The sequence below is a fragment of the Streptomyces sp. NPDC001222 genome (assembly GCF_042896945.1).
GTDB lineage: Bacteria > Actinomycetota > Actinomycetes > Streptomycetales > Streptomycetaceae > Streptomyces > Streptomyces gibsoniae.
In genome coordinates this window covers 137,275-150,400 of record NZ_JBIAXT010000004.1, presented here as the reverse complement: position 1 = coordinate 150,400, position 13,126 = coordinate 137,275, and the positions used below count along the sequence as shown (strand labels likewise).

General features: G+C 69.6%; 10 protein-coding genes and 1 pseudogene. 4 read left to right on the top strand and 7 right to left on the bottom strand.

Annotated features, from left to right (window positions below):
* The first annotated feature begins 5 nt into the window (after positions 1 to 5).
* Positions 6 to 1,064 carry a threonine aldolase family protein gene (locus ACFY2Z_RS08115; RefSeq protein WP_390743335.1) on the top strand — a complete coding sequence of 353 codons (1,059 nt, stop codon included), beginning with the start codon at positions 6 to 8 and terminating at the stop codon, positions 1,062 to 1,064.
* 33 nt (positions 1,065 to 1,097) lie between these two features.
* Positions 1,098 to 1,230, top strand: a pseudogene (locus tag ACFY2Z_RS08110) (SAM-dependent methyltransferase); the annotation flags it as partial.
* 109 nt (positions 1,231 to 1,339) lie between these two features.
* Here the strand turns inward: ACFY2Z_RS08110 and ACFY2Z_RS08105 are convergent.
* The 4 genes from ACFY2Z_RS08105 to ACFY2Z_RS08090 all read right to left on the bottom strand — a co-directional run bounded on the left by ACFY2Z_RS08105 (position 1,340) and on the right by ACFY2Z_RS08090 (position 6,489).
* Positions 1,340 to 2,824, bottom strand: a complete 1,485-nt coding sequence (locus ACFY2Z_RS08105) for a DEAD/DEAH box helicase (RefSeq protein ID WP_390743334.1) — start codon at positions 2,822 to 2,824, stop codon at positions 1,340 to 1,342.
* A 171-nt stretch (positions 2,825 to 2,995) separates the two neighbouring features.
* Positions 2,996 to 3,199, bottom strand: a complete 204-nt coding sequence (locus ACFY2Z_RS08100) for a cold-shock protein (protein WP_311699250.1) — start codon at positions 3,197 to 3,199, stop codon at positions 2,996 to 2,998.
* A 563-nt stretch (positions 3,200 to 3,762) separates the two neighbouring features.
* The gene (locus ACFY2Z_RS08095; protein WP_390743333.1) at positions 3,763 to 5,457 is read right to left on the bottom strand and encodes a hypothetical protein; all 1,695 of its coding nucleotides are present in this window, start codon (positions 5,455 to 5,457) and stop codon (positions 3,763 to 3,765) included.
* Between the two features lie 609 nt (positions 5,458 to 6,066).
* Complete coding sequence (locus ACFY2Z_RS08090; protein WP_390743332.1) at positions 6,067 to 6,489, bottom strand: YjbQ family protein; 423 nt, start codon at positions 6,487 to 6,489, stop codon at positions 6,067 to 6,069.
* A 184-nt stretch (positions 6,490 to 6,673) separates the two neighbouring features.
* Here ACFY2Z_RS08090 and ACFY2Z_RS08085 point away from each other — a divergent pair, with 184 nt between their 5' ends.
* A complete protein-coding gene (locus tag ACFY2Z_RS08085) occupies positions 6,674 to 7,780 on the top strand; it encodes an NAD(P)-binding domain-containing protein (protein WP_390743331.1) in 1,107 nt (368 codons plus the stop codon).
* A 60-nt stretch (positions 7,781 to 7,840) separates the two neighbouring features.
* On the opposite strand, the gene mltG is transcribed toward ACFY2Z_RS08085, so the two are convergent.
* Both mltG and ACFY2Z_RS08075 read right to left on the bottom strand, forming a co-directional pair.
* Positions 7,841 to 8,668: an endolytic transglycosylase MltG gene (mltG, locus tag ACFY2Z_RS08080; RefSeq protein ID WP_390743330.1), complete on the bottom strand. Its 828-nt coding sequence runs from the start codon at positions 8,666 to 8,668 to the stop codon at positions 7,841 to 7,843.
* 43 nt (positions 8,669 to 8,711) lie between these two features.
* On the bottom strand, positions 8,712 to 10,514 hold the full coding sequence (locus ACFY2Z_RS08075; RefSeq protein WP_390743329.1) for an ABC transporter ATP-binding protein: 1,803 nt from the start codon (positions 10,512 to 10,514) through the stop codon (positions 8,712 to 8,714).
* Positions 10,515 to 10,653: 139 nt separating this feature from the next.
* On the opposite strand from ACFY2Z_RS08075, the gene ACFY2Z_RS08070 reads away from it, so the two are divergent.
* Positions 10,654 to 11,124, top strand: a complete 471-nt coding sequence (locus ACFY2Z_RS08070; RefSeq protein WP_390743328.1) for a MarR family winged helix-turn-helix transcriptional regulator — start codon at positions 10,654 to 10,656, stop codon at positions 11,122 to 11,124.
* Positions 11,125 to 11,240: 116 nt separating this feature from the next.
* On the opposite strand, the gene ACFY2Z_RS08065 is transcribed toward ACFY2Z_RS08070, so the two are convergent.
* The gene (locus ACFY2Z_RS08065; RefSeq protein ID WP_390743327.1) at positions 11,241 to 12,878 is read right to left on the bottom strand and encodes a peptide-N4-asparagine amidase; all 1,638 of its coding nucleotides are present in this window, start codon (positions 12,876 to 12,878) and stop codon (positions 11,241 to 11,243) included.
* Between the last annotated feature and the right edge of the window lie 248 nt (positions 12,879 to 13,126).

The following is a 13,126-nucleotide window of genomic DNA, read 5'->3' as shown; positions in this document are numbered from 1 at the left end:
GCATCATGACCGTGATACGACGGCACGACCCCGCGGCCCGCGGCTTCACCAGCGACAACTACGCCGGTGTGCACCCCGAGATACTCCAGGCCATCGCCGAGGCCAACGGCGGCCACCAGACCAGCTACGGCGACGATGTCTACACCGACCGCCTCCAGGAGGTCTTCCGGGACCACTTCGGCCCCACCGCCCAGACCTACCCCGTCGTCAACGGCACCGGCGCGAACGTCGTCGCCCTGCAGTCCATGACGAGCCGCTGGGACGCCGTGGTCTGTGCGGAGTCGGCGCACATCAACGTGGACGAGTGCGGCGCGCCGGAGAAGGTCGGCGGGCTCAAGCTGCTCACCGTGCCGACCTGGGACGGCAAGCTCACCCCCGAGCTGGTCGACCGTCAGGCCTGGGGCTTCGAGGATCAGCACCGGGCCCGCCCCCGGGTGCTGTCGATCACCCAGTCCACCGAGGTGGGCACCTGCTACACCCCCGAGGAGATCCGCGCCCTGTGCGACCACGCCCATGGGCTCGGCCTGCTGGTCCACCTGGACGGGGCCCGGCTGGCCAACGCGGCCGCCACCCTCGGCGTATCGCTCGCGGCCCTGACCACGGAGGCGGGCGTCGACGTGCTGTCCCTCGGCGGCACCAAGAACGGCATGCTGTTCGGGGAGGCGGTCGTCGTCCTCAACCCGGAGTCGGTGCGGGGCATGGCGCACATCCGCAAGTCCAGCATGCAACTGATCTCGAAGATGCGGTTCCTGTCGGTCCAGTTCGAGGCGCTGTTCGGCAGCGATCTCTGGCTGCGCTCCGCCGCCCACGCCAACGCCATGACCCAGCGCCTGTACACGTCGGTACGCGACCTGCCCGGTCTGTCGATCCCACGTCCCGTGCAGGCCAACCAGATCTTCGCGGTGCTCCCGGCCGCGGTGACCGAGCGCCTGCGCAAGCGCTTCCGCTTCTACGTGTGGGACGAGCAGGTCGGCGAGGTGCGGTGGATGACGTCGTACGACACGACCGAGGAGGACGTGGACGCGTTCGCCGCCGCCATCGCGGAGGAACTGGCAGCGGGCTGACCGCCTCGGCTCCCGGCGGGCGCCCCGCCGGGAGAGCGGCACCTCGGTGCCGACACCTTCGACCTGGTCGAGCGGTTTCTCGCCTCGCACCACTTCACCCGCGACGGCGACGAAGGCCACTACCGCCGCGAAGGTGCCCGGCACCCGGTACGCCTGGCCTGCGCAGCCCCTGCCGGCATCGGCAAGGGCACCGGAGGCCGGACCGCCGGATTCCTGGTGACGTCTGCCGACGTAGCGATCAGGGCTCGCGGTTGTACGAGGGCACGGTTGCCGACCTATGCGCCGCGACGGACCCGGGCGGCCTTGCGGGCCTCGGCGATCTGGCGCGCCTCAGCGGACCGGCGGGACTCGCCACCGCCGCCTGCCCGCCCCGGGCGGGTGCCCAGACCGCCGAAGGGGGCACCGCCGCGCTTCGGGCGCTCCACGACCGGCTCGCTGCCGCCGACGGGGACACCGGAGGGAGCCTGGGCGCCGGTGATGCGGCTCAGCTCGGCCTCGCCGGAGCGGACCTGCGTGATCTGCGGCCTGATGCCTGCGTCGGACATGAGGCGGGCCAGGTCCCGGCGCTGGCCGGGGAGGACGAGCGTGACGACACTGCCGGACTCTCCGGCGCGGGCGGTACGGCCACCGCGATGCAGGTAGTCCTTGTGGTCGCTGGGCGGATCGACGTTGACGACGAGGTCGAGGTCGTCGACGTGAATGCCCCGGGCCGCGACGTTGGTGGCCACCAGCGTCGTGACATCACCGGTCTTGAACTGTGCCAGGGTGCGAGTGCGCTGGGGCTGCGACTTGCCGCCGTGCAGCGCCGCGGCCTTTACGCCGCTGCTCAGCAGGTGCTTGGTGAACTGGTCGACAGCATGCTTGGTGTCCAGGAACATGATCACACGCCCCTCGCGGGCGGCGATTTCGGTGGCGGTGGCGTACTTGTCGGCACCGTGCACCTGCAGCACGTGATGCTCCATCGTGGTGACCGCGCCCGCCGACGGGTCGACCGAATGGACCACCGGGTCATGGAGGTAACGACGGACCAGAAGGTCGATGTTGCGGTCCAGCGTGGCCGAGAACAACATGCGCTGGCCGTCGGGACGTACCTGGTCCAGCAGTTCGGTGACCTGCGGCATGAAGCCCATGTCTGCCATCTGGTCGGCCTCGTCCAGGACGGTGATGTCCACTCGGTCCAGGCGGCAGTCCTTGCGCTCGATGAGGTCCACGAGGCGGCCAGGAGTCGCGACGACCACCTCGGCACCGGCACGCAGTGCGCCGGCCTGCCTGCCGATCGACATCCCGCCGACCACAGTGGCCAGCCGCAGCTTCAGCAACCGGGCGTACGGGGCGAGCGCATCGGTGACCTGCTGGGCCAGCTCGCGCGTGGGGACGAGGATCAGGGCCAGCGGCTTCCGCGCCTCGGCACGCTGCCCGCTCGTGCGCACGAGGAGCGCCAGGCCGAAGGCGAGCGTCTTGCCCGATCCGGTGCGCCCGCGGCCCAGGACGTCGCGCCCCGCGAGGGAGTTCGGCAACGTGGCGGCCTGGATCGGGAACGGCTCGTTCAGGCCGAGACTGGTGAGCATCTTCAGCAACTCGACGGGCATGTCCAGTTCACCGAAGGTCGCGACCGCGGGGAGAGCCGGGGTGACGGTGACCGGCAGCGCGAACTCCCCCTGTGGTGCGGAGGGACGGCGCCCGGTGCCGCCTGGACCGGCGCCGGGGCGGCCCTGACCCTGTGGGCGAAAACGGTCGTTCGTGCGAGCTGAACGGCTCATGGAGAACCTTCCTCGAGTGGGCACGCATCGAGGAATTCCCGACAGGAACGAGCCGGATGAATTGCAGGAACGAGCCGAATGTGAGACTAAAAGAATTACGCCGGAATGCAAAAACAAATATCTGGGACCCCGCCGCAAGGCGGGGTCCCAGATATCTCATACGCTTCGACGTCAGGCGGGAGTGATGTTCTCCGCCTGCGGACCCTTCTGGCCCTGCGTGATGTCGAAGTTCACCTTCTGGCCTTCCTGGAGCTCACGGTAGCCCTGGGTGGCGATGTTCGAGTAGTGGGCGAAGACGTCCGGGCCGCCGCCGTCCTGCTCGATGAAGCCGAAGCCCTTTTCCGCGTTGAACCACTTGACGGTGCCAGTAGCCATTTCAAATCCCCTTGGGGGCAGTGCCCGCGGGTCCACACCGTGTGAACCCCTGCGTTGCGACAATGAACCCCGTCCGGATAAGCACCGGAGATACAAAAATGCCCGACGACATAGGGTCGCCGAAGCACTTGAAGTTTCGGGAACCACAACTGCAACTGCCTGCAAGTTTAGCACGGTACGCACACCTGCACTAGTTGCACCCGTGACGCAAGGCCTCGACCTCACGGGAGCACCGGACCAGTACGCCGTCCGGCGTCACCTCGAATACATACGGAAGGTGAAGTTCCAGATTACCCAAGGTGTGGCCAGCTAACCAAGGAAAGCCAATGGCACCCCTCGGCTCGGATTATCCCGATTTATTTCCACGAAAGACAGGCCAGAACCCCTCGGCGTCGAACTGTTCGAATCCCTTCCGCCATCAGACCTCGAACTCCTCGCGCAGTTCGGCATCGCTCAGCCGAGCTTCGAGGCTGTGGTGACGAGCTTGGCACGCGAGGACGTTCGCAACGGCAAGGCCGAACGCCTCAACCGCCCCTGCAGACCGAGCGGGCCTACCGCCAGGTCTATGGGAACTCGGCAAGGCGTTGCTCCTCCTGGGCCAAAAGGTCCGCGTAGCGGGCAGTCAGGTGTTCGTCACCGCAAGCCCGCGCTGCGGCGTGGCCCGCGCGGTACAGGGCCGGGGGCACGCGGTGGACTGTGTCGAGAAGAGCCGTGCCGGTGATGAGGGACAACTGGGCGAGGGCGGGATCGCCCGAGTCGGCGGCGGAGCATGAGAGCAGGAAATGTTCCTCGATGAGGTCGCGGGCCGCAGCCCTGTCGCGCCAGTCGTCGTCGGCAGGGGGCGGCTCGATGTCGAAGAGTGCGGTTTGACACGAACCCGGCTTCGGTGACGGAGGGCCGTCGAGGGTGGTGAGCGCGCGCTGCAGCGACGTCCATGCCCGGTCGAGGTCGCCGGCCTGCCGTTCCAGGCCGGACAGACGGGTGTACGCGAAGCCCCGGGCCAGGTCGGTGTCCTGCAGCAAGACGTACAGGCGCTGGGCGCGGGAGGCTTGCGGGAAGTCGCCCAGCTCGGCGAACTCATCGACGATCCAGGGAAGTTCGCTGATGTCGGTGGGCCCGATGTCGTCGAGCATGCGTATCAGAGTCGCGCGGGCGAGTTCCGTGCGGCCCTGGCGACGGGCGAGGGTCACCCAGGTCTCGACGGGCTCGGACTTCGGATCATGGCCGAACCACTCCGACGTGTCGAGGGCTCCGACCCAGGCCTGCAGGGCCTCGGGGTCCCAGCGGAGATCGTCCTCGCCCCTCGTGTCCGGTCGGCCGAGTGGCAGGTCGGACAGGGCGCACCAGGTGTCGAAGTTGGCGCGGCGAGCCGCGTAGAGACGAGGGAGGTCCTCCTCGCAGAGGCGGCGGGCAACCAGGAACACGGCGAGGTGCAGTTCCTCGCCCATCCCACCGAAGGGGGCCTCACGGCGGCAGAGGGTCTCCTGCTCGAGGAGGTGGCGCAGGAGCGGCAGGTCGGTGTCGCGCCGGTCGCACTGGGCCGCGCGCAGCACACCGGCGCGGCGGCCCGCGTTGGCGTCGTGCTCCGAGCCGCTCCGGTCGGACATTGCGGAGAAGGCAACCATCGGCCAGGCGGCACGGTCGGCGCGCAGATGGTCAAGGTCCGCCTGGCAGGCTGCGAGCACGGTGTCCCGCAGCGGGGGTCGGGGGTGCGGGTCCAGCAGGTGGTAGGCGCTGCCCTCGTCGGTGAGCAGCAGCAGGTGGTCAGGCTCGGTGCGGAGGAAGGAACGATGCATCCGGGCGAAGAGCTCGGCGGGAGGCCGCAGGGTTAGCCCGAGGGCGGTGAGGAGTTCATCGCGGCAGGCGTCGAGGGCGGGGGCGTAGGAGGCGCGGATGCTGTCCTCCGCTTCGAGGGCTGCGGCCGACAGTTGCTCTTCTCCCGTTTCCGGCGGTAGGTGCAGGTGGTCCCGCCATCCGGGGAGGCCGGTCACCAACTCCAGTGCGTCGGCAAGGCTTTCGGCGATCAGTCCCGCACGACCCTCCGAGGAGGCGTACAGCACCCCTCCGTCGCCGTGGAGAAAGTAGGTGCCACCCGTGTCGTCGCCTGCGATTCCCTCCAGCGGCGCACCCGATGCCAGACGGACGTCCTCTCCGTGGTCGGCTCGGCAGAGGTCGAAGTCAAAGGGGAACCCTGCGAGTTCGGCCAAGCGTGGGCTCTGCCGGAGCAAGTCGAGGAGGCGGAGATCGGAACGGGGCATGCGACGGAACGTAGCAGCCCGCAGAACGGGCCCTGTCGCCCGGGGAAGCTCGGACATCGTAGGTCCTCCCGTTGCGCGTCGGCCTCCTCGCCGCGACCGCAGCGCTCAAGGACGTCGGCGCGCATGCGTTTCGGTCATGCCGGCCGCAGATCCGCCGGCCGTGATGGGGTCACGGCGACAGCGACCAGCTCGCCGGAGTCCGAGCGACGCCGTCGGTACCGAAGCCGTGGGCATGGCCGTCCAGCAGCAGCCGGGGATCGGCCGCCCGCTTCCTGGACGCCGCCCATGTGCGTAAAGAGCGCCGTCGGGACGCCGAACACGAACGGGCCACCGACCGCGGCCGGCACCTCACCGCTCTCGCACGCGAGATCGAATCCGTCTGGCAGCAGATCGAGGCGCGTATCGCCACCGAGAAGACCGCAGCCTACGACCAGGTCAGTCGTCCTCCTCGCAGAACTGCGCGACGCATACGCCCACACCGGACGGGACACCCCGTGCCACCAGTGCCTGACCCGCCTGCGCGAAGGCAATCGCCGCCGCCCCGCCCTCATCCAGCGCCGCGGCTGGACGCTGCGGCCGGAATTCGACGCTACAGTCCCTTGACGAGCATCAGGCCAGGAAGCTCAGCCGCACCTGACGGTGGGGATTGTCCCTGTTCGTGTCCACCAGGCACACCGACTGCCAGGTCCCGAGTTCGAGTCGGCCGGCGATCACCGGCAGGGTCGCGTGGGGTGGGACGAAGGCCGGGACGACATGGTCGCGGCCGTGGCCGGGGCTGCCGTGGCGGTGCTGCCAGCAGTCGTCGGCCGGAAGCAGCGTATGGAGCGCGGCGAGGAGGTCGTCGTCGCTGCCGGAGCCGGTCTCGATGATCGCCACGCCGGCGGTGGCGTGCGGTACGAAGACGTTGAGTAGGCCGTCCCGGCCCGCCGCCGTCTCGCGCAGGAAGTGCTCGCACTCCCGGGTGAGATCCACGACCGTTTCACCGGAACCGGAGGCCACGTTCAGGACACGCGTGCTGAAGGCATCGGACATGTCTTCATCCTCGCCCATGTCAGCGGGTCCACACCGGCCGGTCCTCCGTCCGGTGGTATGCGAGGTCCGTCCTGCGAGACGCAGCCGACCGTGCACGGCCCCTCCGGTTCGACGTCACTCGCCGCCTCCGGGCCGGTCCTGAGCGTCCGGGAAGATCCTCGCCCTCGGTGCGGTTGGTGGAAGCGTGAACAACATCGGGGTGCACGACGTCGACGTGGTCGTCATAGGCGCTGGTCAGGCCGGCTTGTCCAGCGCCTATCACCTGCGACGCACGGGATTCGAGCCGGATCGAGACTTCGTGGTGCTCGACCACGCCCCGAGTCCAGGCGGCGCCTGGCAGTTCCGCTGGCCCTCGCTGACCTTCGGCAAGGTCCACGGGATGCACGCACTGCCCGGCATGGAACTGACGGACGCGGATCCGGCGCGGCCGTCGTCCGAGGTCGTGTCCGAGTACTTCGACCGCTATGAGCGCGCCTTCGACCTGCGTGTACGGCGGCCGGTCGACGTCCAGGCCGTACGCGAGGGAACGGACGGGCGGCTGCTCGTCGAGACCTCGGCCGGTACCTGGGCGACGCGGGCGCTGATCAACGCGACGGGGACCTGGGACCGCCCCTTCTGGCCGCGCTACCCCGGCCAGGAGAGCTTCCGGGGGCGGCAGTTGCACACGGCCCAGTACCCCGGCCCGGAGGAGTTCGCCGGGCGGCGGGTGATCGTCGTCGGTGGCGGCGCGTCCGGTACCCAGCATCTGATGGAGATCGCCCCCTATGCCGCTGCGACCACCTGGGTGACCCGGCGTCCCCCGGTGTTCCGGGAGGGTCCGTTCTCCGAGGAGGTGGGGCGGGCGGCCGTCGCGCTCGTGGAGGAGCGGGTGCGTCAGGGGCTGCCGCCGCGCAGTGTGGTGTCGGTGACCGGGCTGCCGCTCAATGACGCGATCCGGAAGGCGATCGAGGACGGGGTTCTGGACCGGCAGCCGATGTTCGACCGGATCGTGCCGGACGGAGTGGAGTGGGCCGACGGTCGGCATGTGGCGGCCGATGTGATCCTCTGGGCGACCGGCTTCCGGGCGGCGATCGACCATCTCGCCCCGCTGCGATTGCGCGAGCCGGGCGGCGGCATCCGGGTGGAGGGTACGCGCGCGGTCTCCGACCCACGGATCCACCTGGTCGGATACGGCCCGTCGGCCAGCACGATCGGCGCCAACCGGGCGGGACGCGCGGCCGTGCGGGACATCCGGCGTCTGCTGGCCGGGGAACCGGCGAAGGAAGCGGGAGAAGCAGCCGCCGTGGCCTGAGGGAGCGGCGGCGGCCGGTACGGCAGGGCCCCTCCCGGCGTCGTAGGTGACGCTCTCCTCCTACTTCGCGGCGCGTAGCCGGTTGAACTCGGCGACGTTCCGCTGTTGCTCCTCGTAGCTCGCCGTGAACCGGGTGTCCCCCGGCTTGACGGTGACGAAGTACAGCCAGTTGCCCGGTGCCGGGTTGAGCGTGGCGCGCATCGCCTTCTCGCCCGGATTGGAGATCGGTGTCGGCGGCAGACCCACGCTCCGGTACGAGTTGTAGGGGCTCTCGATCTTCGTGTCCTTGACGCTGGTGCGCAGCGTGGAACGCTTCAGCGCGTAGTTGAGCGTGGAGTCCATCTGCAGCGGCATCCCCCGCTCCAGGCGGTTGAAGACCACTCGGGCCACCTTGGCCATGTCGGCCTTGGTCGCCGCCTCGGCCTGCACGATGCTGGCGACGGTGACGGCCTGGTAGCCGGTCAGGGCGTGGCGCTGGGCGCCCGCGGTGATCGTGCCGCCGCTGAACCTCTTGTTCGCGGTCTCGACCATGAACCGCAGCACGGACTCCGGGCTCGCTCCCTTGTGGAGGGGGTACGAGGCCGGGAAGAGATAGCCCTCGGGGTTGCCCTGAGCGTCCGGTGGCAGCTTGAGGTGGGCCTTGGGCAGGGATTTCTTCGTCGAGCCGGGCGGCAGACCGAGAACCTTGTCGAGCGCCGTGTAGATCTGGCCCGTGCGCCAGCCCTCCGGGATCACCAGGCCCACGTGCGGGCCCTTCCCGTCACTCCGGGTGGTCACCAGCGGCACGGCCATGACGGCGGCCGCCACGGCGATTCCCGTCCCGACGAAGGCGAACCGGCTCCGGCGCGTCAGTCCGGTGTGCTTGCGGGGCGGCGTGGTCGTCTGCATGGCCGCACCGTATCCCGCCAGACCGGAGATACCTGGCATATCGTCAGCTTGTGGGCTCCAGTCGGGCGTCCCTCCGGACAAGACCCGCATACCGGCCGTCGAGCTCCAGCAGTTGCTCGTGGGTGCCCCGTTCGACCGTGCGCCCGGAGTCGAGGACCACGATCTGGTCGGCCCCCCGGATGGTGGACAGCCGATGGGCGATGGTGAGGGTCGTCCGGTTGGCCGAGAGAGCGTCGATGGCCTCCTGGACCGCGTGCTCGGTACGGGTGTCGAGGGCACTGGTCGCCTCGTCGAGGATGAGCACGGGCGGATCACGCAGGATGGTGCGGGCGATGGCCAGCCGCTGCTTCTCGCCGCCCGAGAAGCGGTGTCCACGCTCACCGACGACCGTGTCGTACCCGTCGGGAAGGGACGCGATGTGGTCGTGGATCTGGGCGGCCTTCGCCGCAGCGTACAGTTCCTCGTCGGTCGCGTCGGGCTTCGCGAAGCGCAGGTTGTCGGCGACCGAGGCATGGAAGAGATACGTCTCCTGGGAGACGACGCCGACCGCGCGGGCGAGGGTGTCGAAGTCCAGGTCGCGGACGTCGACGCCGTCGAGCATGACCCGCCCGCCCGTCACGTCGTACAGCCTCGGCACCAGATAGCTGAGCGTGGACTTCCCGGAACCGGTGGGTCCGACGACGGCGAGACTCGAGCCCGCCGGGACGGTGATGTCGATGTCCTCGAGTATCGGACCGCTCTTGTCGTCGTAGTGGAACTCGACCCCCTCGAAGCGCACCTCGCCCTTGACCTGGTCGAGACGGACCGGCTGCTCGGGTTCGGTGATGTCGATGGGCAGGTCGAGATACTCGAAGATGCGCTGGAAGAGCGCGAGCGACGTCTGGATCTGCACACCGGTGGACAGCAGGCTGACGGTCGGCCGGAACAGGCCCTGCTGGAGCGAGACGAACGCCACCAGCGTGCCCAGCGAGATGGACGGGCCGCCCAGCTGGAGCGCCACGCCCGCGGTCCAGTAGATGACGGCCGGCATGGCGGCCATGACGATGGTGATCACGGCCATGCGCCAGCGGCCCGCCATGTTCGACTTCACCTCGAGGTCGACCAGACTCTCGGACTCGCTGGCGAAGGACCGGGTGAGGGAGTCGGCACGGCCCATGGTGCGGCCGAGCAGGATGCCGCTGACGGAGAGCGACTCGGTGACGGTCGCGGCCATCGCGGCCATCTGCTTCTGGCGCTGGGTGGCGATCTTCTTGCGTTCGTTGCCCACGCGCCGGCTGATCCAGACGAACAGCGGCAGCAGGAGCAGCGAGACGACGGTGAGCCGCCATTCGAGGGCGACCATCGCGACGACGGTCGCTGTCACGCTGGTGAGGTTGGAGACCAGGGAGGTGGCGGTGGAGGTGACGGTCGCCTGCATACCACCGATGTCGTTGGCGATACGGGACTGGACCTCGCCCGTGCGGGTCCGGGTGAAGAAGGCGAGCGACATGCGCTGGAGCCGGCCGTAGACGGCGGTGCGCAGGTCGTGCATGACGCGCTGGCCGACCGTCGTGGAGATGAGGGTCTGCAGCACGCCGAAGACGCTGTTGACGACGGCGCTCAGGATCATGCCGAGGGCGAGCAGGCTCAGCAGTCCGGTCCGGCGCTGCGGGATGGCGACGTCCAGGGTCTCCTTGAGCAGGAACGGCGTGGCGACGGAGACCAGCGACGCGGCGCCGACGAGCAGGCCCACGACGGCGAGCCGACCACTGTACGGCTTGAAGAGGCGGAGGATGCGTCGCACCTGCCGCGGCTGTTCGGACGTGCCGTCGAGGGACGGCGTCGAGGTGAGGTTCTCGGGATGCATGGGCTCCTACGGAGGTCGGGCAGCGGCCGGGACACGACGGCGCTGCGGCATCGGGGACGCGATGCGGGACGATCGATCACGGATCTTAGCTCATTGTTACCTATACTCACAATGAACGAGGCCCTGATATTGTTCCCGCATGACCACCGCCGACCCCGACGGCCTGCTCGCCGAGCAACTGCTGCGGTTCACCCGCCGTGTGCACCGCATCCAGAAACGGCATCTGGAGCGGTCCGACCTGGGTATCACTCCGGCCCAGTCCCGGCTGCTGCGCACGCTCGCCCACTTCGGCTCGCCGCCCCGGATGGCGGACCTGGCCGAGCGTCTCGAAGTGGTGCCACGGGCGGTGACCACGCTGGTCGACGGTCTGGAGGCGAGCGGCAGGGTGCGCCGGGTGCCCGATCCCACCAATCGGCGGGTGATCCGGATCGAGGTCACGGAGCAGGGCCGGGAGGCGCTGCGGGCTCTGCGAAGCGCGCGAAGAGCCGCGGCGGAGGAGATCCTGGCCCCGCTGACGGACGAGCAGCGCAAGGTGCTCGGCGGGCTGCTCAGCACACTGATCGACGGCGGCGACGCGCCCTTCGCCGCCGGACCGGAACATCGCTGCTGACCGCGTAGCGATCCTCGGAAGTCATCTCACCCGACGCGCCGCACGCCGTTCCTGCGGTCTCCGCGGCGCCCGCGGGCTCTGTGGTTCCCGCGGGCACGTGGTCCCTGTGGTTGCCCTCAGCAGTTGTCGCGGTTCTCGGTGAGCACCCCCTGGACGGTCGTCAGCCGCCGGTCGTAGCAGCCCTGCGAGCCGTACAGCCGGTAACGCTCGCTCGTCGTGCCGACCGCGTGCCGCTGGTCGCGCGGCACAGTGGTCGAGTAGGCGGCGTCGCCGGTGTAGGTGTCGTCGAGCCCGGACCACACAACGCGCCGACCGCCGTGGGTCTCGACGACCGCGGCCCGGTCGGCGAGCGTCAGTACGGTACGCAGCCGGCCATCGGTGCCGATGGTCGTGGAGCCACCCATCGTGTACGTGCGACGGGTGTGCGTCGCACGTACCGGGCCGAGTCCGTGGACGGTGACGGTCTCGTCGTCCGTCCAGGTGGCGTCGAGACCGTCCTGGTCCTCGCCCTCCGTCCAGCGGTGCACGGAGGTGTTCGCCAGCGTCCGGCTGACCGTGGTGGTCACCCGGCCGTGCGAGGTGTCGACGTATCCCGCGACCGTGAACCTGTGGCCGCCCTGGGTGTCCAGCCGGTTCTCCGGGCCGGGGGTGTAGACCGGGGAGCCGACGGGATCGCCCACCTGATGGACGGTGAGCCCGCCGGTGACATGACGGCTCTTCGCGTCCTGCCAGACCAGGACGTTCACAGGGGTGCTCCAGCCGGTCTGCCCGGCGGGCGCACCGACGACGGAGACCTCGACCCGGTGCGGCCGGCCGTCGTCGAGGAGCCCGGCGAAGGGCGTCAGGTCATAGGTGATCGGCTGGACGTCGAAGGCGCGTGGGCCTGGGATCACGTACCAGAGGAAGGGATTGGACCAGCCGCCGGTCCACACGGTCGGGAACGGCGCCGCGATACCGGCGAGCCGGCCGTCGACCGTGATCTGCACCTCGCGGTAGGGGCCGCCCGCCGCCTTGCAGGAGTACGGCGCCGTGTCGGGCACGGTGAGATACCAGAACTCCTCACAGCCGCCGCCCGAGCCGGTGGCGTACACCTCGGCGACGATGCGTTCGCTGTTGCGGGGCGTGGTCAACGTACCGTTCTGGAGGGTGAGAACGCGGTCGGGGGTGTGTGCGGACCTGCCCGCGTAGAACGTCAGCGTGGCCTTGACGTCGATGACCCCGGTGTAGGTGTCGTCGACGACGTTGCCGATGAGCATCTCGACGTCACGGCTCTGCCGGAACGTCTCGCTGTACCGGGTGACGTCCTTCTCGACGGACCACCCGATGCCGTCCGGCGACGGCTCCGGCGTGGACGTGCGGAGGATCTCGACCCCGCCGACGTGCAGATAGCCGAGGCGGTCGAACTGCCGTCCCTTGACCTTGCCTTCGAGGCGCAGCACCACCTTGCTCCAGTGGTCGCCGCAGCCGCTCGGCGGGGTGTACGTGCCCCGGTAGGGGGTGAAGTCCCGGAACTGGGCCTCGGCGAGGGTGACGTCGCAGGACCGGGAGTTCGGCCGTGCCACCGGCGGGGCCGCCGTCACCGGGTCGTGCCAGTCGGTGCCGAACTCGTCGGGCGGGGCCACGGTGGCCGGGGAGGGGGCGTGGGAGGCAGGCCGGGCCGAGGAGGTCGTGGCCGAGGCGGGACCCGCGCCGAGGAGGAGACTCACCGTCAGAACCCCTCCGGTGAGCATGGACATGATAATCCTGCTTCTCATGTCCCGTGTTTCTACGGGGAGTCGGCCCGCTCCGCAATGAGCACTCCGGGGCAGTCGCGGCGCACGGGCATCCGGCGAAACGGCCAGGGCGTGTTGCGAGAGTCCCGTCGTTCGCCCGAAGGGCGGGCCTCGCGGCGCCAGGTGCGCGCTCTGGCCGCTCGAAGCAGCTTGGGGGAGTGCCGGGGGCCCTGGTACTGGGTGTACGTGGGTTTCGCCCGGTGCGGCGAGTGGGGGCACCTCCCACCACC

Bases quoted from the DNA above. Each gene is read 5' to 3' on its own strand.
- ACFY2Z_RS08115 (WP_390743335.1), top strand. From the start codon at position 6: ATGACCGTGATACGACGGCACGACCCCGCGGCCCGCGGCTTCACCAGC.
- ACFY2Z_RS08105 (WP_390743334.1), bottom strand. From the start codon at position 2,824: ATGAGCCGTTCAGCTCGCACGAACGACCGTTTTCGCCCACAGGGTCAG.
- ACFY2Z_RS08100 (WP_311699250.1), bottom strand. From the start codon at position 3,199: ATGGCTACTGGCACCGTCAAGTGGTTCAACGCGGAAAAGGGCTTCGGC.
- ACFY2Z_RS08095 (WP_390743333.1), bottom strand. From the start codon at position 5,457: ATGCCCCGTTCCGATCTCCGCCTCCTCGACTTGCTCCGGCAGAGCCCA.
- ACFY2Z_RS08090 (WP_390743332.1), bottom strand. From the start codon at position 6,489: ATGTCCGATGCCTTCAGCACGCGTGTCCTGAACGTGGCCTCCGGTTCC.
- mltG (WP_390743330.1), bottom strand. From the start codon at position 8,668: ATGCAGACGACCACGCCGCCCCGCAAGCACACCGGACTGACGCGCCGG.
- ACFY2Z_RS08075 (WP_390743329.1), bottom strand. From the start codon at position 10,514: ATGCATCCCGAGAACCTCACCTCGACGCCGTCCCTCGACGGCACGTCC.
- ACFY2Z_RS08070 (WP_390743328.1), top strand. From the start codon at position 10,654: ATGACCACCGCCGACCCCGACGGCCTGCTCGCCGAGCAACTGCTGCGG.
- ACFY2Z_RS08065 (WP_390743327.1), bottom strand. From the start codon at position 12,878: ATGAGAAGCAGGATTATCATGTCCATGCTCACCGGAGGGGTTCTGACG.